Origin of the sequence: Coleofasciculus sp. C1-SOL-03, from assembly GCF_040220555.1 — a bacterium.
Classification (GTDB): Bacteria; Cyanobacteriota; Cyanobacteriia; order Cyanobacteriales; family Coleofasciculaceae; genus Coleofasciculus.
Genome location: NZ_JAVJUO010000069.1, coordinates 17,976 through 37,173, shown reverse-complemented (window position 1 = coordinate 37,173; position 19,198 = coordinate 17,976). Strand labels below are relative to the sequence as shown.

The window sequence follows — 19,198 nt, the reverse complement described above, 5'->3', positions numbered from 1 at the left end:
CCCACCCTACGGCTACGGCATATCCAGGGTTTTTGCGCTCCCCAAATGCCAATTTTCAATGCCATTCCACTTAAAATCTAAATCTAACACCTAACACCTACTGACGTGATGCCAAGTCTTGAACAAAATCTTGATGGTCTTGACTGGCTAATCCCTGCTGCAATACGTCTAAAACCTTGGCTAAATCTCCAGCTAATAACGCGGATCTATTAAGCCACAATCCTGGAAACACAACTGAACAAATTATTCCTTCGCTATTGGGTGCAACTTTAACATATTCTCCGGCATTTAACCTAAACCAATCCAATTCACCGTTTTCAACTCGCCACACTAAATACTCTTGCACTCCATTGCGGCGATACACATTGAGTTTTTGGTGCAAATCAATGGAAACACTACTGGCAGCAATTTCTACGATTAACTCAGGCGCACCTTCGATATAATCATCATCACTAACTGTTGATTGTCCACCTTGTTCTAGTCTTAACACAGCATCAGGTTGGGGTTCGTTATCAGCATCTAGACGCACCGTTGTGTTATCCAGTGTTTCTACTCCTGGTGTAGCGGCTTCGTAGGTTCCTAGCCAGGTCATCATCCGAGAATGAGGTTTGCCATGTTTTTTGGCTCGTACTGGAGATGCCATGTACACGATTCCTTCAATTAATTCGGCTTTTTTCAGATCAGGCATAGCTGAATAGCGATGCTCGAATTCAAAACGGTTGAGTTTATCGCCATTTTCTAAGCGGGGAATTGTTAATCGAGGAGAGAGTTTTGTCGATGTCATAGTTACCACTCGCGATCGCTGCCTTTATTATCCTTTTAAATACTAGCATCTACGCACATTTAGGCGTAGTGAAGAACTTGACCTGCGGAATGTGAAAAACTACTGAATTTGGGGATTTTCCATCTCTTGACGCAGTTGATCGGCTTCTTCTAAAGTGGCTTCGGGATCTTCATCCGTTGAACGCTGCACATAATTAATTTTCAGTTCTTCTAACAAATCAGACAGCAACGACTGAAGTTCTAGCTGTGTTGCCTCATCCTGTAGTTCTTCCCGCAGGGCGTACTTAAAATTGTGACTCAGTTGGTCAAATAGTTGTCGCCCTTGTAAATCAGAATACGAGGTAGCCAGGACTTCGTAGGTTGTCTTAGCTAAATAATTGGCAAGGTTTTCCATAACGTCTTTGGGCAACCCTTTCATTCCCGGTACTTGTCGCAATCCCGTGTAAAAATCTGATTGTTGCAGCGCTCCTTTGAGACTATGATGCAATAATGCTTGTAAATCGGGTTGAACTTGCGGTAAAACTTTATAAATAGAGAGTTCTAAGAGGCGATCGGTGATGGCATCGACTTTATTAATATCGCTAACTTGGACATACGTCTCAGGTTGTAAGATGGCACGCGCCATATCTCCTTTGTCAACAGATTCTTTGGTTTGATTAATCAGTCGCACCATCAAAAACATCGATACCCGATCTGCCAAATACGCCGCTGGTTCGTGGGTAACTTGTGCTAAAATTCGCTCCATATTGATTAAGCCTGATTGATGCGATCGCACAGATACCGGAATAATCCGTAACCAGCGCCAGGTGGGAAGGAGTAGCAGCATGTCGTACCAGCGCCGCCAAAGCGCATCTCCCCAGGTCAATTTCTCTAAGCGTCGAGACATGAAGAAGGTACGGACTAAAAGCTCAATCCCAAAAAAGGCAATAAAATAGAGGTCAATACGCCAGAAGTTATCCACGAGTTGACCATTTTCGTCGGTGGGTCGAAAATAATTGCTCTCTAGTAGCAGTCGAATCTCGCTGTTAAAGAATGAGAGGGCGTTTTCCCAGCCTACTTGCGCCAGATACTCCTGTCGCCAAAATCGCGCAAAGGCTTGCTTGGCTGATTCAGTATTTAGATGATCCCGCATCCGCCGCTTCAGTTTAGCGAATGTACCAAACTTATTGGCTGCCAGAAAGGGGTTCTCTTCAATCAGGTCATTACTTTGTTGGCGCAACTCTTGCAAGACTTGCTCGGTTGGCGGTGCTTGTAGTCCTTGCTGGGAGAGTTGTACGGTTAAAGCCTCAACGGTTTGGAGATAACGTTGGGTATCCGGATGAGGCTCAATACTTTTAACCGGATCATAGAATGTCACGATCACCGGAAATTCTCGCACATAAACATCCCGCAATGGGATATAGCTGAGATTGAATAATGCCAGCAGGATATTCGCCCATGCAATCAAGGCGGTGAGCTTATTCCACCAGTTCCGACCCCGGTGTTTGTAGGAATCGGCATAGGTATCCTGCGCTAGAGCTTGTTCTGCCATTTTCCCGTTGGATAGTCACTGCAAACAAATCGGAGGTAGGGGCTTGGTAACCAAGCCCCTACTGAGCGTATCAGACGCTACAACAAATTAGTTATCTCGCTAGATAGAAGACAGAATTGGATTATATCATTCAAGAGATAGATGCATAAACCCGACAAGTCACTCTATAATGAGTAAGGAATTAAACATTTATGGTTGTATCCAGCCTTTTTGAGGCGTACCCAGCCTTTTTGAGGCAAATTTTTGACGTTAATGAGGTATTCTTATGGCTACCCAACCCGAACAGCAACAGGTATACCGAGAAAAAGTGCAAGCTGAGTTAAACAAGCTGAATGCTCAGGTTGACGAAATGAAAGCCAAGGCAGCCCAAGCCCAGGCTGATGCTAAGATTCAGTACAATAGCCAGATTGAAGAATTGCAAACCAAACAGGTTGCAGTGCAGAAGAAACTAGAAGAACTCCAGACGGCTAGTCAGGATGCTTGGGAAGATATCAAAACTGGAGTAGAAGCTGCTTGGCTGGATTTACAGCAGTCCTTCCAAAATGCTGTTGCCAAATTTGATCAAAAATAGTGATTGGAGATTAGGTAACCCTTAACTTTGCTCAGGGAAAATGGGTTGTAGGGGCGGGTTTAGGAACTTTCTTTTAGCTGTGGATAATAACGTTTGTTCAAAACCCGCCCTGACCGATGTGTAGAGGCGGGTTTGGCTATCATCGTTTATTGTCACCCTAATGTTACTCAACCCGCCCTTATCTTCCCCATCTTCCCCATCTTCCCCAACTTCCCCAACTTCCCTGCCCCCCTGCACCTCACAAGGGTAGGTTTTTTAAATGGGGGTTTAGGTAAGACTTAGAAGACAGGTAGACCAGTAGACAAGGAAGAGTGAGAACGAAAAATCGGGCGTTTCGGCTTTTAGAAGTGAGTTTGACCGAACCTAATTTTGTACGGTTTTTCCCCCTTGTCTTCTTTCCATCCTTGTCCTCCTTGTCTTGTCTCAACCATAAAATAAAAAACCTACACCTGTCAGCTGCTCCCTACCCCCACCACAAGAAGCAGCTCCTAATTAGTTTCGGAGGCATCAAGACGTTGCGATCGCGTTTTCCGACGTTGCCACCATGCGTCAATGGAGGTGTCATTGAAGCTATTGCCAGCAATTAAGATAAAAAACACCAGACAATAAATCAATTGACTTGTCGCCGTATCCCAGTTTTGCAGTAATGTCACTCCATACATCAGCACCACCATTAAGCCAAATCCGGTGACTAACGCCGCTTGAGTCGCTAATCCCAGTGTCACCAGAAATCCGACGATAAATTCCACAATTGGCACGAGTAAAGCGGGTGCCCTGACTAAGGGTTCGGGAATAAATGTATCTTGAAATAAATCAACCATCGACTGGGCAAAGCCAGGAATATTACCCAGACGAGTAAAGCCATGGTTAAAGAAGTTTATGCCTAAAACGATTCGCAGCAATGTATAGGCGATGACAATATCTCGACGACGGAACCAGGGTGTTGGTTGATGGTGCATTTTATTAATTCTTGTTTGTAGTCAGTGCTTTAGCACTTGTTTTATTATCCTCTCTTGTCCGCCCCGATCTGACTCGCACCCGCTCGTTTGCCATAATTTGACCAACTTGAGGCTGGCAAGGAAGCTAGGCGCGATCGCAAACAGGTTTTGCCCATCTGATTCTCCCCATTACTCCAGACTATGACGGGTTTGCCAAGCCTCAATCCCTTATTCATAAGCTAAAATTATTCACTCAACAGGTTTCGGTTTAATTTTTGTTGCTTTACAGAACTTAATCGCTCAAAAAACTGTGAGAATATTTCTCAATTAGCAACGAGTTTACGTGAGTGCAGCGATTTGGTAGAATTGAACGTCTGGGGAAGTGTAAGCATTTTTAAGTGATTTTAGAGCGACGTTCGCTGCACCTCTTGATTTAGCGTAGTCGGCGCAAACTCGGAACCCAAAAATGTGCAACGGCGTTCATCGGTTCGATGCATGTATTTTTGTAAAAAATAGAACTTTTTTTTGACAAAAATCAGATTTAGAGGTACTATAACGAGGCAATCTTAACAACATTCCAGGACGAACCCTAAAGCTTCCTAAGAACAGCTATTCTCCCAGTTCCATTGAATCGACTAAGCCGCCGATGCCACTGTGTCATTCACTTGAGTTAATCGCTCAAGCCAGAGTTGCTTATAACAAATCATCTGTTCTGGAGTGAAAATAAATTCATTAGATGAACCATCACTAATTAGATAGAGCAAAGCTGCTTGTTCTACTGGATACAGCGTTTCAACGGGAATATAATAAGCTGCTAATTGAAGGATTTTGTCCTGAATCCAATCCAGAGAAAGTTTTGGTTTTAATGATGTTTTTAAATCGCTCAAAGTCAAGGCTTCTCGGTATAAACTTAGCTGATCTAGCTTACCAAAGTATTGGTATTTGAAACTCACAACAAACTGTTCTGATAACAGAGAAGTACCAAAATGAGGTAATAATTGGTTGAGAGCTTGGAAATAAGGTTCATAGCATTGGTTAACTGGTTTAGCTTCTTTTCCAGTCAAGTAAGAGTGAAGATAAGCGTGAAGAGCTTTTCCAGCACCAATTGCTTCATATCGAATACGTTTAGCTTCATTTGTGCCAATTCTAGCTTCCCACTTACGCAGAGCTTCTATAGATTTAGCATCTTGAGTAAGTTTGAGAACATTGCTAACGCTGTAGAAGACATTGTGCTTGTTAGGTTCCTCACTTTGAGGCACATAACAAGATTTACCAGCAAATTTTGCTCTAGCTAAAATAGGCAAACTGTTATCACGGGTATTCAAAGGAAAAAGTGTGCCATTAAAATTACGCTGGTACAATGCGGCTTCTGGTAAATCTTTGTGTTCAAACATAATCATTTAACCTAGATATTTTCAAAATGAACAATATAATAAAAAATCCTTTTATCTATAATAGTGGTAATGGTTATATATCTAAATTAGCTTTTTTTACTTGTTGTTCTTGTGATTCTAATCCCTTTAATATTTGTTTGGGTTTATCTCGTTTTTCCCAATTAACCTCTTGCTGAATGAATTGGCGACACTGATGCATCTTGAGATGTTGTCGATTGGGAAGCTTTAGCTGATTATCCCGAATAATGACTCCAGTTATTTCACGCGGTTTTTTGTCCGCATAATGCTTTTGTTTTTTCTTGTTATCACGTAACCCACAACGATAAAACTGCTGTATGACTTGCCATATCAATATCCCTGGAACCTGTCTACCTGAAATTGTGACATCATCCATATAGACAGTTAAGATACAACCTCCACTCTCGACAATTTTGCTGATCTCTTCCCACATATCTATGTGGGCAAAATATGACAGAATAGGACTGGATGGACTACCAGTTGGCAGATGATCTTTGAACGTCAAGAGGTTGGTCAGGATACCAGCCACATCCGAAGAACATTTCATTCGCTTGTGGAAGAACCAATAGACACGTCTAGAGGGAGTAGAAGCGAAGTACTGTTTGATATCAAAACTCCTTACGTCAGGACTATTTACATGAGCTTTAGCGTTGCTTATATAGGAACGCCCTTTGGCTGGACTATGTATGTAGTCGGGAATTTCAATTCGCTTTAAAAGCTCTTCAATTCGCTTCTGAACTTGTTTTAGGATAGGCTTTGGTTTTTCCACATGACGGATTTTTTTTCTCTTTGGATCAAACCTATCTTGCTCTATGTACAAATTCTCTGATTGGGTTAAGGATTTGAGCTTGGTTAGACTCACCTGTAAAAACTTTGCCAGTTTTTTCTTAGACTTTAAGCCGTAAAAAGGTGACTGGTCTAGTTTATATTGCTTAGATCGGCTACTTGACATGTGAATGACCAGAATTTTCAGCAATTAAGTTAAGTATGGCAAGTATTTTTGATGAGACAAATGTCCTCAGCTTCTCAATTTTTATGTCTTCATCTAAGCTTTCCGAGAAAAACATAATTGAAGATATCGGTATATCGAATGACTGCGAATATCGATTGAGTAAATCAAGCGTTGGAGTTTTTTTTCCTGATTCAATTTCTGAAAGATATGATTTGGATATTCCTAGTTTTTCCGCTAACTCCTTTTGCGATAAGTCATGGAATACCCTCATCAACCTTAGAGCTTCGTTTAGCATATTTAGCCTCCTGTGGCTAGAGGGTTTCTTCGGTAGAAGAAAAGTTAGCAATCTAGTCCTGCCATAACTCAATTAGCCATCTCAAAATATTGAAAATGACCGGACCAAGTTTAAACAGTAGACGGAGCGTCTGAGGGTTGCGGAGCCATTTCAGCCACCGCTTGTATTGACGCTTTTTCGATTGCTCCTGCCGTTTGTCGGGATTTTGGTTTTCCATAATTAATGGATCTCCTTAACTAAGTTTTGTTTGCACTCATTCACACAAGGAAAATGAGCGTCGCCTCAAACAAACCTGGAGAACGGCAGTTTTAACTCTTCCTATACCCACGCAGACACTTCGCCTTGGCTGCGCTGCGCTGGTGTGCTTTGTACTAGACTTCACTCGTTCATTGCGATCTAGAGCCGCTTAATCTTTGACCAGTGGCATACTCAATGCGTCACGAATCTGTGAAATACTGAGACTACTATGAAGCACGGCAGAAGCATGGCAGAAGCACGGCAGAAGCACGGCAGAAGACGGTTTCCCATCTTCCTCAGACCGCAAAAGCGATCCAGTGAGTGGCGAGTATCTCCTTTAACCCGACTGAACCTACTATAGCGCGAAATTTGCAAACTGTGTTCGCTGATAGCGAACTTTTGTTCAGCGTGGTTCCCTGTGGTATTGGTCATGACTATGGTGCGATCGCATAGCTTGTCGGGTGCGTTCTTCGAGAGCGTAACTCAACAAACCTATCCAGGTATCTGGTAGCGTTTGCCCTACCATGCACTTAACCTGAATGGTACTGAATTAAGGCTGGTGGGCAATGCCCACCCTACGGTATATCTGAACCCATCCAGGTATCCGGTGGTGTTTGCCCTACTATACACCTAACCCACGATGGCGGCTCGACACAGCTAAAATGGTGGCATAGATATTACCATTGAATCGGGCGCAAGCTTTTCGCCCCTACAGATTTTATGTAGATTTGATGTAGGGTAGGCAAGAGTTATCAACCAAAACATCCTGATATTACTGCTATTGCCCACAACTGGGTAACTTACTCATTCCCAGATGGAGACGGGGTGGAAATAGTCGAGAGCGATCGCGTAATCTAAAGTTAGGATAAGGTATAATTATCGAATATCCCAGTAAGCTCAATTCTTACTGCCGCTTTTGGCTGGAAATTTATTTCCCAGCACTACCAGATGAGCGCCAATTTTGGTTATCTTAATCATTTTGGCTCTAACAGAGGGGTTCAATTGTTCCCCACACCCGACACCCGACACCCCACACCCCCCACCCCCCCCCCCCCCCCCCCCACCCCCCCCCCCCCCCCCCCCCCCCCCCCCCCCCCCCCCCCCCCCCCCCCCCCCCCCCCCCCCCCCCCCCCCCCCCCCCGCAACCGCCCTTTTCAGAAATCCAGGTCCGCATAATGCGCCGGCTGCGGAAACCCCGGGATCTGGTCCGCCAGAATCCCCCGGAAGGCCGGCCGCGACTTGATCTTCGCATACCAGTCCTTGACGATCTCCGACCGGTTCCAGTCCACGTCCCGGATGTAATCCAGCGAGCTCAGATGCGCCGCCGCCGTGAAATCCGCCAGCGTCATCACGTCCCCGGCCAGCCACCGCCGCTGGTCCAGCAGCCATGTCATGTAATCGAGGTGGAACTTGATCGCCTTCGCCCCGGCCTTCACGTTAGAGCTGTCCGGAAACCCCTGCTTCATCACCTTCTTGTTCACCCGCTCGTACAGCAGGTTCGAGGTGACCTCGCTGTGAAACTTGTCGTCGAACCAGTTCACCAGCCGCCGCACCTCGAACCGCGCCTCGGCCGATTTCGGCATCAACGGCGGCTCGGGATACTTCTCCTCGATGTATTCACAGATCGGCGTGCTCTCCGCCATCATCCGGTCGTCGAGCTTCAGCACCGGCACCTTGCCCGCCGGGTTGCGCCGCAGGAAATCCGGGCTCTGCTCCCAGTATTTCTCCTCCACCAGCTCGCACTCGATCCGCTTCTCGGCAAGTACGAGCCGCACCTTGCGGCAAAAGGGGGAAAGGGGAACGTGATATAGCTTTGCCATGTCCGTCTTGCTGTTCTGCGCCGGGCTGCGTTTCTCCATGCCCGGAATATCGATGTAATTCAATCCTCGAAACAGGCCGATCTGCCGTCGCGGCGGATCGTGGCCGCCCCGTCAAGGATCGAGGCCGCGCGTTTGCGCACATAGGCCGAGGGGTTCGCGGCCGACCGTCCTTTCGGGTCCGGAAGCACCGCCGCCAGCCGCGCCGCCTGCGTAGGCGTAAGCTTGTCCGGCCCCACGCCAAAGTAATGCCGTGCCGCCGCCTCGACCCCGAACACCCCCTCGTCGAACTCCGCCACGTTTAGGTAGACCTCGATGATCCGCCGCTTCGGCCAGACGATCTCGACCACCGGCGTGATCATCGCCTCCAGCGCCTTCCGAAGCCAGTTCCGCCCGTGCCACAGGTACACGTTCTTCACCGTCTGCTGGCTGATGGTCGAGGCGCCGCGGCCGCTGCCTTCCTCGATCGCACTGCGGATCGCCGACATGTCGAACCCCCAGTGGTTGCAGAACTCCGCATCCTCCGCCGCCACCGCGGCCCGCGCCATCACCGGCGCCACGTTCGTCAGCGGCACCCACACATGCTCGATCCTGCCCAGCCGCGCCTCTTCCTGCCGCATGTAGATCGTCTTCGGCGGGTTCAGCACCCGGTGCGCGATGATCATGCAGGCGGCAACCACCGCCACCACAAGGATCAGCCGGATACCCCAGCGCCACGCAAAGGCAACCGGGCGAAACTTCCGCTTCGCCCGCCCGCCCGTCTTCTTCGATTTTGCCGGTTTGCGCTTTGCCATCCCGTGTCCGCTACAGCGCCCGCAGGTGTCTTTCAATACCGGCGTGCCGGCGCCGATGCGTCAGAACGAACAGGCCCAGACCCGGATCGAACAACCGTAATCGTACTGGTTGCAGTACCCCATGGCGATGTTCTCGGCCCCCGCCCGGCTCGGGCTGTGACCCCAGCCCCAGCCGTTATTGGCCCCCACGGCCATCGCCCCGCAACTGTTGTAGAAGGTCTTGATCTGGGTGCATCCTCCCCCGCATTCCTGGTTGACGCGGTTGAAGGCCTCCTGCTGTGACGGGTAGTTGTTCGACCAGCCATACGCGCCCCCCGGCCCAAAACCCACCGCACCCCAGCAATACTGGTACCCGCACTGCCCGGCCGCCACCGGCCCGGCCGCAAGGCCAAGCGCCGCAACGGCGCCGGAAATGAACAAACGAAATTTCATAAGTGATTCTCCCGGTTACCCGGGGTCAGTATCAGCCATTTCCGGATTTTCGCCAAACTTCAACAGCTTGGGCAGGTCAGATTGCCCGGCCCGCCGAGCCATCCCGGCCCAGGGCGGGCACCCTCGCTTCTTCTGGCCGGAAATATCCCCGCCGGAGGCATCCGACAGGGCGTCGGGCCGCGAGCGGCGCAAATCATGCGCTCACGGCCCGGTAAACCTGTCGAAAATCGACCCTATTCCGCCGGAATCGCCTCGTCCTCGATCCCCAGCGGATAGTCCAGCTTGTCGAGCATCTCGGTCGGGCAGATCTGAAGGAAGTTGCCCTTCTCAAGCTCCCAGTACTGCAGGATGTCCTGCGCCCGCCGGCTGCCGGTCTCCTCGGCATGCCGCTGGATCAGCCCTTCCAGCTCGGTTAGCCAATGGTCCTCCGTCACCGGACAGACCACCACCGAAGTCGCGTTGATCAGGTTCCGCGCCTTGCCGTCCGGGTCGTAGAGATAGGCCATGCCCCCCGTCATCCCGGCGGCAAAGTTCGCGCCCACCTCGCCAAGGATCACGGCAATGCCCCCGGTCATGTACTCGCACCCGTTCGAGCCGCAGCCCTCCACGACCACGTGCGCGCCCGAGTTCCGTACCGCAAACCGCTCCCCGGCCCGGCCACTGGCAAAGAGATACCCTGCCGTCGCCCCGTAAAGCACCGTGTTGCCGATGATCGTGTTGTCCGCCGCCACCAGCGGGCTCATTTGCGGCGGGCGCACCACGATCGTGCCCCCCGACAGGCCCTTGCCGACATAGTCGTTGGCATCGCCCGACACCTCGATCTTCAGCCCCGGCGCGGCAAACGCCCCAAGGCTCTGACCCGCGCTGCCGGTCAGCTTCACCGTCAGGTGGTTGGGCTGCAGCGCGTTGCGCATCCCGAAATTCCGCACGATATGGCTCGACACCCGCGTGCCCACCGTTCGGTCGGTGTTCTGCACCGCGTAATGCAGCTGCATCTTCTCGCCATCGTTGAGGAACCGCGCCGCATCCCGCACGATCTCGGCATCCAGCGTATCCAGCACCTCGTTCCGCGGCTTGTTGCGGTCATAGACGATGTCCTTGGCCCCATCCACGGTGATCAGCATCGGGTTCAGGTCAAGGTCGTCCAGGTGCGCCGAGCCCCGGCTGACCTGCGTCAGCAGGTCGGCCCGCCCGATCACCTCGTCCAGCGACCGCGCGCCGATGCTGGCCAGGATCTCCCGCACCTCCTGCGCGTAGAAGGTGATGAGGTTCACCACCTTGTCCGCGTTGCCGGTGAACTTCTCCCGCAGGCTCTCGTCCTGCGTACAGACACCGACAGGGCAGGTGTTCGACTGGCACTGCCGCACCATGATGCACCCCATCGCGATCAGCGCGGCGGTGCCGATGCCGTATTCCTCGGCCCCCATCATCGCCGCCATCACGATATCGCGGCCCGTCCGCAACCCCCCGTCGGTCCGCAGGGTGATCCGGTCGCGCAAATGGTTCATCGACAGAACCTGGTGCGCCTCGGTCAGCCCCATCTCCCACGGCAGGCCCACATACTTGATGCTGGTCGCCGGGCTCGCCCCGGTGCCGCCATTGTGCCCCGAGATCAGGATCACGTCGGCCTTGGCCTTGGCCACGCCCGCGGCAATCGTGCCCACGCCCGACTGCGCCACCAGCTTCACACAGACCTTCACCGTCGGGTTGATCTGCTTGAGGTCATAGATCAGCTGCGCAAGATCCTCGATCGAATAGATATCGTGGTGCGGCGGCGGCGAAATCAGCGTCACGCCCGGCGTTGAATGCCGCAGCCGCGCGATCAGCTTGGTCACCTTCATGCCGGGCAGCTGCCCGCCCTCGCCGGGCTTCGCGCCCTGCGCCACCTTGATCTCCAGCTCCTCGCACTGGTTCAGGTACTCGGCGGTCACGCCGAACCGGCCAGACGCCACCTGCTTGATCTTCGCCGACGGGTTGTCACCATTGGGCTCCGGCGTGAAATGCGCCGGGTCCTCGCCGCCCTCGCCACTGTCCGAGCGCGCGCCGATCCGGTTCATCGCCACGTTCAGCGTCTTGTGCGCCTCCGGGCTAAGCGCGCCTAGGGACATCCCCGGCGTCACGAACCGCTTCCGAATCGCGGTCACGCTTTCCACCTCTTCCAGCGGAATCGCCTTGCCCAGCGGCTTGATCGCCATCAGGTCGCGCAAATGGATCGGCGGGTTCGCCTGCATCGCCTGGCTGTACCGCTTCCAAAGCTCGAAACTCGCCTTGTTGCACGCCATCTGCATCATGTGCATCGTCTGCGCGCCCCAGGCATGGGTCTCGCCCGATTTCCGCGCCTTGTAGAACCCCCCGATCGGCAGGATATCCTTGCCGCCCCGGAACGCCTGCTTGTGCACGTCCTGCAGCTTCGCCTGGATCCCGCTGACCCCGATACCGGAAATCCGGCTGGTCAGGCCCGGGAAATACTCCGCGCACATCGCGCGTGACAGCCCCACCGCCTCGAAGTTCAGACCACCGCGATAGGACGAGATCACCGAGATCCCCATCTTCGACATGATCTTCAGCAAGCCCTGGTCGATTGCCTCGCGATACCGCGCCACGTTCTCGGTCAGCCCGCCATCCAGCAGCCCCCGCTCGATCCGGTCGGCCAGGCTGTCCTCGGCCAGATAGGCGTTCACCACCGTCGCGCCCGCCCCGATCAGCACGGCAAAATAATGCGGATCCATGCACTCCGCCGACCGCACGTTCAGGCTACAGAAGGTCCGAAGACCCTTCCGCGTCAAATGCGAATGCACCGCGCTGGTGGCCAGGATCATCGGCATCCCGATCCGCTCCTCGCTCACCCCGGTATCCGACAGCACGATATGCCCGGCACCCGAGCGCACCGCATCCTCCGCCTCGGCCCGGATCCGCGCCAGCCCGTCGCGCAGCGCGTTCTCGCCCGGCGCGAAGGTACAATCGATCTGCGTCACCTCCCCCTCGAACTCGCGCATCAGCGCGGCCCATTGCGCATTGCCGATGAACGGGCTTTCCAGCACCACGATCTCGGTCTGCGCGCCGCTCTCGTCCAGCACGTTCTTCAGGTTCCCGAACCGCGTCTTCAGGCTCATCACCCGGAACTCGCGCAAGCTGTCGATCGGCGGGTTGGTCACCTGGCTGAAATTCTGCCGGAAGAAGTGGCTCAGCGGCCGATAGCTCTTCGACAGCACCGCGCTCGGCGTGTCATCCCCCATCGAGGCGACCATCTCCTTGCCGTCCTCCGCCATCGGTGACAGCACGCTTTCCAGCTCCTCGATCGTGTAGCCCGCCGCGATCTGCCGCCGGCGCAGCTCGGCCCCGGTGTAAAGCGGCTTCTCCGTCACCCCGGCCAGCACCTCGTCCATGTCGTTGATCTTGCCGACCCACTCGCCGAACGGCAGGGCGCGCGCCAGTTTGTCCTTGATCTCGGTGTCGTGGTAAAGCTGCCCCTTCTGCATGTCGACGGCCAGCATCTGCCCCGGCCCAAGCGCGCCCTTCTCCCGCACCGTGGCCTCGTCGATCGGCACCATCCCGGCTTCGGACCCGGCAATCACCAGCCCGTCACCCGTCACCACGTAGCGCATCGGCCGCAGCCCGTTCCGGTCCATGCCCGCGCAGACCCAGCGGCCATCGGTCATCGCCAGCGCCGCCGGCCCGTCCCACGGCTCCATCACCGAGTTGCAGTAGGAATACATGTCCCGCCACGCCTCGGGCAGCTCCTCGGCCTGCTTCGACCAGCTTTCCGGCACCAGCATCGTCTTGGCCATCGGCGCGCTCCGCCCGGCCCGCACCAGAACCTCGAAAACCGAATCCAACGCCGCCGAATCCGAAGACCCGCCCGCGATGATCGGCTTGATATCCTCGGCGTGATCCCCGAAGGACGCGCTCGCCATCCGGATCTCGTGGCTCTTCATCCAGTTGGTGTTGCCCTTCAGCGTGTTGATCTCGCCGTTATGCGCCAGCATCCGGAACGGCTGCGCCAGCCACCATTGCGGGAAGGTGTTGGTCGAATAGCGCTGGTGATAGATCGCAAACGCGCTGATGAACCGCTCGTCCTGCAGGTCGGGATAGAAATCCGCCACCTGCTCGGCCAGCATCATGCCCTTGTAGATGATGCTCCGGCACGACAGGCTCGCGATATAAAGCCCGTGAATCCCCGCCTCGGCCACCGCCTTCTCGATCCGGCGGCGAATGACGTAAAGCTCCCGCTCGAAATCCTCCTCGTCGATCCCCTTGGCGTTGGAAATCAGGATCTGCTCGATCTCGGGCCGCGTCGCGTTGGCCTTCTCGCCCAGAACGCTCACATCCACCGGCACGTGCCGCCAGCCATAAATGTAATGCCCCATGCGGATGACTTCCGTCTCCACGATCGTCCGGCAGGTCTCCTGCGCGCCGAAATCCGTCCGCGGCAGGAACACCTGCCCCACGGCCATCAACTGGTCTTCCCGCGGCTCGTGCCCGGTGCGCCGCACCTGGTCATAGAAGAACGGCACGGGGATCTGGATGTGAATGCCGGCACCGTCCCCGGTCTTGCCATCGGCATCCACCGCGCCCCGGTGCCAGATCGCCTTCAGCGCGTTGATCCCGGCATCCACCACCTTGCGGCTGGGGGATCCATCCACCGACACGACAAGCCCGACGCCACAGGAGGAATGCTCCTCCTCCTCGGAATACATGCCGTTCTCGGCCAGCCACTTGCGCTTGGCTTCCTCGTTCTTGGCCCAGTTGGTGTCGAATTTGGTCATGGCATTATCCTTTCGCGGATAGGCTGTTCGGCGTGGCAATGCTGCTGATTGCCTCACAGTCGTATTGTGGCTGATCGCTCGTGAACCCCAGTTCATCGGGATAGATGATCTCGACTGGCTCTGCGATTTCCGGCACTTCTGAACCGTCGATGCGACCTGTCCCACTGCCAGCAATAATCGCATGGCTGTCTCGATCCAGATATTGTTCGCCTGTCCAGAAGAGATCCAAGGAGTTCAGCGTAAAGCGGTATTCGGACGAGAGCTTCGTGAAAACGGTACGCTCAAGAACCAAGGTTTCGTCCGTTAAACGCATTTCGCCTGTGAAACGTGCAGGAATGGGGTCGATGAATGGGGCGACAATCATCAGCGCGGTATGATCGAACACGTCGCGGCCTGTTTCCATCAGTTCACTGACGGATACAGGGTCGCGGTCCTCCGCAATGTCGATCAGGTTGAAATCACCCTCGGCGTTCCAGTAAACGACGGACCCGCCTTCAAGATCGGTGACTTCAGTCGAGACGAACAGGTCTTCATCAATCTCCCGGTAAAGCAGGAAGTCTTCGCCACCAACCGAACAGGTATAGACCTTCTCAAGCTGGCAACCCCGCTTCTGCACAGCGTAAACCGGGTTACAGGCCTCCAGCGGCATATCCTGCCACATGGCAAAATCGGCGTGGCCAAGCGACGGCGCGGCAGAAACCGCCACGAGACCGGCCGCAATCCGGCACCATGCCCTGTTGATCCCCGTCTTCACTGTTAACCGTTCCTTCATCCGATGGGTCAGGCCACCTGACCCGTCTGCCGCCGGGCGCCGCTCTCGGCACCGACGCAATACCGACAAAATACCGACGTTAGACCGACGTCGCATGTCACTCCGCCGCGATGGCCTGCCGGCCACCGTCGAGATCCTTCAGGATCGCCTCCGCCGCGTCGCGCCCGTCGCGGATCGCCCAGACAACAAGGCTGGCGCCCCGCACGATATCGCCCACGGCATAGACCCCGTCCATCGCCGTGCGGCCGGTGGTGAATTCCGCCTTGACCGTGCCCCAGCGGGTCACCGCAAGCTCCTCCACGCCCCACAGCGTCGGCAGCTCTTCCGGCTCGAAGCCCAGCGCCTTGATCACGAGGTCCGCAGGCTCGTCATAATCGGCCCCCTCGATCTCCTCCGGCGTCTGCCGCCCGGTCGCATCCGGCGCGCCAAGGCGCATCTGCTGCACCTTCACCGCCGTCACCGGGTCGCCCACGAACCCCTTGGGCGCGCTCAGCCATTCGAACACCACGCCCTCTTCCTCGGCATTGTCCACCTCGCGCTGGCTGCCCGGCATGTTCTGCCGGTCGCGCCGGTACAGGCACTTGACCGAGGTCGCCCCCTGCCGCACCGCCGTGCGCACGCAGTCCATCGCGGTATCGCCACCGCCGATCACCACCACGCGCTTGCCCTCGGCGTTCAGCTCGCCGCTCTCGAATTCCGGCACATCGTCGCCGAAACTCTTCCGGTTGCTCGCCGTCAGGTAATCGATCGCCCGCACGATGCCACTCGCCCCCGACCCCGGGCCGGGAAGGTCACGGCTCTTGTAAACCCCCGTCGCGATCAGCACCGCATCGTGCTTTTCGCGGATCTCCTCGAAGCCGATATCCTTGCCCACGTCGCAATTCATCACGAACTCCACGCCGCCCTTCTCGAGCTGCGCGTTGCGGCGCATCACGATGTCCTTCTCCAGCTTGAAGCCGGGAATGCCATAGATCATCAGCCCGCCCGAGCGGTCGTACCGATCATAGATCGTCACCTGCACACCGGCCCGCCGCAGCATGTCCGCCGCCGCCAGCCCGCCGGGCCCGGCGCCGATGATCCCCACCGACTCGGGGCGCTCCTCGCCGGGCGTGATATCCTCGACCCAGCCTTCCTCGAAGGCGGTATCGGTCAGGTATTTCTCCACCTGCCCGATCGTCACCGTGCCGTGGCCCGACTGCTCGATCACGCAGTTGCCCTCGCACAGACGGTCCTGCGGACAGATGCGGCCACAGATCTCCGGGAAGGTATTGGTCAGCTGGCTCAGCTCATAGGCTTCCTTCACCCGTCCCTCCGCCGTCAGGCGCAGCCAGTCGGGGATGTTGTTGTGCAGCGGGCAATGGGTCTGGCAATAGGGCACGCCGCACTGGCTGCAGCGGCCTGACTGCTCCTTCGCCTTCTCGGCGGCATACTCGGCATAGATCTCGTGAAAGTCCTGGTTGCGTTCGGTGGCTGAACGCTTTTCTGGCATGGACCGTTCTACAGTCACGAATTTCAACATGGGCTGCTTTGCCACGGGGTCGTCTCCGAATTTCCGAAATACCGCGCTTGTTTACTTTATGGTAATCGGGAAATAAAGTCAGAAAGACTGACCTAATACGAAATAAATAGCTACAACTCGCGCTTTTTCTTTATCTTTTGGTCATAAATTAAGTCCGCTCCGGACCTAAATCAAATCTTTCCCCCGGAACTCAGTTGTTTATAGCTGGGCCAACACCCCTCCGCCCCGCCGGGACCTCCGCTGATGCCCCTCTTCCACCTCGTCATCATCGCCCTGATTCAGGGGCTTACCGAGTTTCTGCCGATCTCCTCCTCCGGCCACCTGATTCTCCTCCCCCACCTCACCGGTCTCCAGGACCAGGGCCAGGCCATCGACGTCGCCGTCCACGTGGGCACCCTCTTCGCCGTCCTGCTCTACTTCTGGTCCGACATGCGCAAGGCGATGCTCGGCCTGCCCCGCCTCCTCATGGGCCGCGCCGATACCGAGGGGGCGAAACTCGCCCTGCTCCTGCTCGTCTCCGCCGTGCCGGTCATCGCCTTCGGCCTGATCCTCAAGCTCACCGGGCTCGACCTCTACCTGCGTTCGGTCGCGGTGATCGCATGGGCGATGCTGATCTTCGGCATCCTGCTCTACTGGGCCGACCAGTTCGGCGAGACCACCCGCTCGCAGAAGGACTGGACCCTGACCGACGCCATGGTCGTCGGTGTCTGGCAGGCCATCGCCCTGATCCCCGGCACCTCCCGCTCTGGCATCACCATCACCGGCGCCCGCTTTCTCGGCTACAACCGCCACGACGCGGCGAAACTCTCGATGCTGATGTCCGTGCCGACCATCGTCGCCAGCGGCGCCCTGCTCTCGGGCGAGGCGCTGCTCAATGCCGATCTCGCGCTTCTGAAAGACTGCGGCATCGCCGCCGCGCTGGCCTTCGTCGCGGCCCTGCTGGCGCTTACCATAATGATGCGCCTCCTGCGCACCGTCAGCTTCACGCCCTACGTGATCTACCGGGTGATCCTCGGCATCGTCCTGCTATTTATCGCCTACAGCTAGGCGCCCCGCAGGTTCGAGGCCGAGCGCTTGATGTCGTCATACTGCCCGTCCGGCCGGAACCGCCACAGATAATCCGGCAGCACCGCCTCCATCGCAACCGGGTCGATCCCGAGATCGGCAAAGGTCTTCACCCCCACCGACACCACGTTATCGTCCTTCAGCGTCTGCACCTGGTCGCGGGTGATCTGCGGCGGCACGAGGCCGAAGGTGATGGTCTGCACGAACTCCATCACCCCGGCCATGATCGAGGCGATCCAGAACGGGATGTTGATGATCATCCGCCGGCGATGGATCACCCCGAGCATCTGCTGCATCAGCTCGCGGAACGTGTTCACATCCGGTCCGCCCAGCTCGTAAATGCCCGGCGCGGCCGTGCCCTTCACGCCCATCTCCGCGGCGGCGGCCACGTCGTCGACCCACACGGTCTGGAACTTCGTCGAGCCCCCGACAACCGGCAGGATCGGCCCCAGCCGGCTCATCCCGGCAAAGCGGTTGAAGAACGAATCCTCCGCCCCGAACATCACCGACGGCCGCAGGATCACGGCATCGGGGAACGACTCGAGGATCGCCGCCTCGCCCTGCCCCTTGCTCCGGCCATAAAGCGTCTCGGCCTCCGCATCGGCCCCGATGGCCGAGATATGCACCAGCCGCGCCACGCCCTCTTCCTTGGCGATCCGGCCGATTCGCGCAGCACCCTTGTTCTGCACCGCATCGAAATTGTTCTTGCCGCCCTTGTCGAACGTGCCCACGCAATTCACCGCGGCATCCGCCCCGCGCAGCACCGACCGCACGCTCTCGTCATCGCGGATATTGCACAGCACCGGCTCGACCTGGCCGACGACCCCGTAGGTCCGCACATACACCGCCTCGTTCGGGCGCCGCACGGCCACCCTGACCCGCCAGCCCGCCTTGGCCATCCGCCGCGCGATATACCGCCCCAGGAAACCGGAGCCCCCGAAGATCGTGACGAGTTTTGACTTGGGCATATGCTGGCCTCCGCAGTCTTGCCGTTCACCCCTCTTCCTAGCCTCCCGCGCGGGCTTCGACAAGGCGTGATGCCCGATTGCCGGCCCACCGGAAAATCGCCGTTGACAGCGCCCCGGCCCCCGGCTAAACGGCGTCCTCACGACACCGGCCCAGGTGGCGGAATTGGTAGACGCGCTAGCTTCAGGTGCTAGTGTCCGTATGGACGTGGAGGTTCGAGTCCTCTCCTGGGCACCATTCGTCAAGCCTTAAATCCAGAATTTGTTGGTTTTCTGAGGTTTCGGGCGAATGATTGGAAGGATTTGCCCCACAACTTGCTCCACACGCGCCCCGCCGACATGAAAGCCG

General features: G+C 55.7%; 16 protein-coding genes and 1 tRNA gene. 3 read left to right on the top strand and 14 right to left on the bottom strand.

Annotated features, from left to right (window positions below; translation table 11 throughout):
- Nucleotides 1–97: 97 nt before the first annotated feature.
- Nucleotides 98–784, bottom strand: a complete 687-nt coding sequence (locus RIE73_RS11040) for a Uma2 family endonuclease (RefSeq protein WP_446401215.1) — start codon at nucleotides 782–784, stop codon at nucleotides 98–100.
- A gap of 99 nt (nucleotides 785–883) precedes the next feature.
- On the bottom strand, nucleotides 884–2,314 hold the full coding sequence (locus RIE73_RS11035) for a hypothetical protein (RefSeq protein WP_446401214.1): 1,431 nt from the start codon (nucleotides 2,312–2,314) through the stop codon (nucleotides 884–886).
- Between the two features lie 265 nt (nucleotides 2,315–2,579).
- Between RIE73_RS11035 and RIE73_RS11030 the strand changes: the two genes are divergently transcribed.
- Nucleotides 2,580–2,885 carry a hypothetical protein gene (locus tag RIE73_RS11030; RefSeq protein ID WP_446401213.1) on the top strand — a complete coding sequence of 102 codons (306 nt, stop codon included), beginning with the start codon at nucleotides 2,580–2,582 and terminating at the stop codon, nucleotides 2,883–2,885.
- 488 nt (nucleotides 2,886–3,373) lie between these two features.
- Here the strand turns inward: RIE73_RS11030 and RIE73_RS11025 are convergent, their stop codons facing one another.
- The 11 genes from RIE73_RS11025 to RIE73_RS10975 all read right to left on the bottom strand — a co-directional run bounded on the left by RIE73_RS11025 (nucleotide 3,374) and on the right by RIE73_RS10975 (nucleotide 16,834).
- A complete protein-coding gene (locus RIE73_RS11025) occupies nucleotides 3,374–3,844 on the bottom strand; it encodes a DoxX family protein (RefSeq protein ID WP_446401212.1) in 471 nt (156 codons plus the stop codon).
- Between the two features lie 44 nt (nucleotides 3,845–3,888).
- Nucleotides 3,889–4,059, bottom strand: coding sequence for a hypothetical protein (locus RIE73_RS11020; RefSeq protein WP_446401211.1), 171 nt, complete (start codon nucleotides 4,057–4,059; stop codon nucleotides 3,889–3,891).
- A gap of 399 nt (nucleotides 4,060–4,458) precedes the next feature.
- The gene (locus tag RIE73_RS11015; RefSeq protein WP_446401210.1) at nucleotides 4,459–5,217 is read right to left on the bottom strand and encodes a hypothetical protein; all 759 of its coding nucleotides are present in this window, start codon (nucleotides 5,215–5,217) and stop codon (nucleotides 4,459–4,461) included.
- Between the two features lie 73 nt (nucleotides 5,218–5,290).
- A complete protein-coding gene (locus RIE73_RS11010; protein ID WP_446401209.1) occupies nucleotides 5,291–6,187 on the bottom strand; it encodes a reverse transcriptase family protein in 897 nt (298 codons plus the stop codon).
- Complete coding sequence (locus RIE73_RS11005) at nucleotides 6,177–6,482, bottom strand: helix-turn-helix transcriptional regulator (RefSeq protein WP_446401208.1); 306 nt, start codon at nucleotides 6,480–6,482, stop codon at nucleotides 6,177–6,179. Before RIE73_RS11005 ends, RIE73_RS11010 begins: the two co-directional genes overlap by 11 nt.
- Before the next feature lie 1,391 nt (nucleotides 6,483–7,873).
- On the bottom strand, nucleotides 7,874–8,539 hold the full coding sequence (gene fzlA, locus RIE73_RS11000) for an FtsZ-binding protein FzlA (protein ID WP_300893793.1): 666 nt from the start codon (nucleotides 8,537–8,539) through the stop codon (nucleotides 7,874–7,876).
- Nucleotides 8,540–8,598: 59 nt separating this feature from the next.
- Nucleotides 8,599–9,330 carry a monofunctional biosynthetic peptidoglycan transglycosylase gene (mtgA, locus tag RIE73_RS10995; protein WP_350168407.1) on the bottom strand — a complete coding sequence of 244 codons (732 nt, stop codon included), beginning with the start codon at nucleotides 9,328–9,330 and terminating at the stop codon, nucleotides 8,599–8,601.
- 60 nt (nucleotides 9,331–9,390) lie between these two features.
- The gene (locus RIE73_RS10990) at nucleotides 9,391–9,762 is read right to left on the bottom strand and encodes a DUF4189 domain-containing protein (RefSeq protein WP_350168405.1); all 372 of its coding nucleotides are present in this window, start codon (nucleotides 9,760–9,762) and stop codon (nucleotides 9,391–9,393) included.
- Nucleotides 9,763–9,995: 233 nt separating this feature from the next.
- The gene (gene gltB / locus RIE73_RS10985; protein WP_350168403.1) at nucleotides 9,996–14,528 is read right to left on the bottom strand and encodes a glutamate synthase large subunit; all 4,533 of its coding nucleotides are present in this window, start codon (nucleotides 14,526–14,528) and stop codon (nucleotides 9,996–9,998) included.
- Nucleotides 14,529–14,532: 4 nt separating this feature from the next.
- Nucleotides 14,533–15,300, bottom strand: coding sequence for a hypothetical protein (locus tag RIE73_RS10980; RefSeq protein WP_446401207.1), 768 nt, complete (start codon nucleotides 15,298–15,300; stop codon nucleotides 14,533–14,535).
- Nucleotides 15,301–15,397: 97 nt separating this feature from the next.
- On the bottom strand, nucleotides 15,398–16,834 hold the full coding sequence (locus RIE73_RS10975) for an NAD(P)-dependent oxidoreductase (protein ID WP_350168399.1): 1,437 nt from the start codon (nucleotides 16,832–16,834) through the stop codon (nucleotides 15,398–15,400).
- Between the two features lie 228 nt (nucleotides 16,835–17,062).
- On the opposite strand from RIE73_RS10975, the gene RIE73_RS10970 reads away from it, so the two are divergent.
- A complete protein-coding gene (locus RIE73_RS10970; protein ID WP_350168398.1) occupies nucleotides 17,063–17,866 on the top strand; it encodes an undecaprenyl-diphosphate phosphatase in 804 nt (267 codons plus the stop codon).
- Here the strand turns inward: RIE73_RS10970 and RIE73_RS10965 are convergent.
- Nucleotides 17,863–18,852, bottom strand: a complete 990-nt coding sequence (locus RIE73_RS10965) for a complex I NDUFA9 subunit family protein (RefSeq protein ID WP_350168396.1) — start codon at nucleotides 18,850–18,852, stop codon at nucleotides 17,863–17,865. The genes RIE73_RS10970 and RIE73_RS10965 overlap by 4 nt on opposite strands.
- 148 nt (nucleotides 18,853–19,000) lie before the next feature.
- Here RIE73_RS10965 and RIE73_RS10960 point away from each other — a divergent pair.
- Nucleotides 19,001–19,087: transfer RNA gene (locus RIE73_RS10960), tRNA-Leu, on the top strand.
- Nucleotides 19,088–19,198: the final 111 nt, after the last annotated feature.

Coding starts and splice junctions, on each gene's coding strand:
- RIE73_RS11035 (WP_446401214.1), bottom strand. CDS start 2,314: ATGGCAGAACAAGCTCTAGCGCAGGATACCTATGCCGATTCCTACAAA.
- mtgA (WP_350168407.1), bottom strand. CDS start 9,330: ATGGCAAAGCGCAAACCGGCAAAATCGAAGAAGACGGGCGGGCGGGCG.
- RIE73_RS11010 (WP_446401209.1), bottom strand. CDS start 6,187: ATGTCAAGTAGCCGATCTAAGCAATATAAACTAGACCAGTCACCTTTT.
- RIE73_RS11020 (WP_446401211.1), bottom strand. CDS start 4,059: ATGAATAAGGGATTGAGGCTTGGCAAACCCGTCATAGTCTGGAGTAAT.
- fzlA (WP_300893793.1), bottom strand. CDS start 8,539: ATGGCAAAGCTATATCACGTTCCCCTTTCCCCCTTTTGCCGCAAGGTG.
- RIE73_RS10980 (WP_446401207.1), bottom strand. CDS start 15,300: ATGAAGGAACGGTTAACAGTGAAGACGGGGATCAACAGGGCATGGTGC.
- RIE73_RS10970 (WP_350168398.1), top strand. CDS start 17,063: ATGCCCCTCTTCCACCTCGTCATCATCGCCCTGATTCAGGGGCTTACC.
- RIE73_RS11040 (WP_446401215.1), bottom strand. CDS start 784: ATGACATCGACAAAACTCTCTCCTCGATTAACAATTCCCCGCTTAGAA.
- RIE73_RS10965 (WP_350168396.1), bottom strand. CDS start 18,852: ATGCCCAAGTCAAAACTCGTCACGATCTTCGGGGGCTCCGGTTTCCTG.
- RIE73_RS11015 (WP_446401210.1), bottom strand. CDS start 5,217: ATGTTTGAACACAAAGATTTACCAGAAGCCGCATTGTACCAGCGTAAT.
- RIE73_RS11005 (WP_446401208.1), bottom strand. CDS start 6,482: ATGCTAAACGAAGCTCTAAGGTTGATGAGGGTATTCCATGACTTATCG.
- RIE73_RS11030 (WP_446401213.1), top strand. CDS start 2,580: ATGGCTACCCAACCCGAACAGCAACAGGTATACCGAGAAAAAGTGCAA.
- RIE73_RS10990 (WP_350168405.1), bottom strand. CDS start 9,762: ATGAAATTTCGTTTGTTCATTTCCGGCGCCGTTGCGGCGCTTGGCCTT.
- RIE73_RS11025 (WP_446401212.1), bottom strand. CDS start 3,844: ATGCACCATCAACCAACACCCTGGTTCCGTCGTCGAGATATTGTCATC.
- gltB (WP_350168403.1), bottom strand. CDS start 14,528: ATGACCAAATTCGACACCAACTGGGCCAAGAACGAGGAAGCCAAGCGC.